Genomic DNA, 349 nt, shown 5'->3' on the forward strand with positions numbered 1-349 from the left:
CTGGATGGCTTATCCTGCCAGTCTTCAGGAATACGCCCTGCCCGGAGGTCGGCTTTCTCAGCATTCGTATTGCGCTGCTTTGGAGCGGCTACCAATGTTGCATCCAGGATCTGGCCTGACATCGGCAGATAACCGGCGTTCCGCAGGGTYGCTTCAAACCGGTTAAACAGCCCATCGATCGCACCCGCCTGTGTCAGGCGTTCACGGAGCAGCCAGACCGTTTTGGAATCGGGCACCCGGTCCGACAGTCCCAGACCAAGGAAACGCATGAAGGACAGGCGGTCGTTGATCAGATATTCCGTTCGCTCGTCGGACAGATTGTTCAGCGTCTGGATGACCAGAATTTTGA

1 protein-coding gene is annotated in these 349 nt (G+C 56.6%); it reads right to left on the reverse strand.

Annotated features, from left to right (window positions below; translation table 11 throughout):
* The coding region (locus tag KP705_RS19890; protein WP_215765564.1) for a transposase at positions 1 to 349 on the reverse strand (349 nt) is incomplete at both ends.

This window comes from Gluconobacter sp. P1D12_c, assembly GCF_018812105.1.
GTDB classification, from domain to species: domain Bacteria; phylum Pseudomonadota; class Alphaproteobacteria; order Acetobacterales; family Acetobacteraceae; genus Gluconobacter; species Gluconobacter oxydans_A.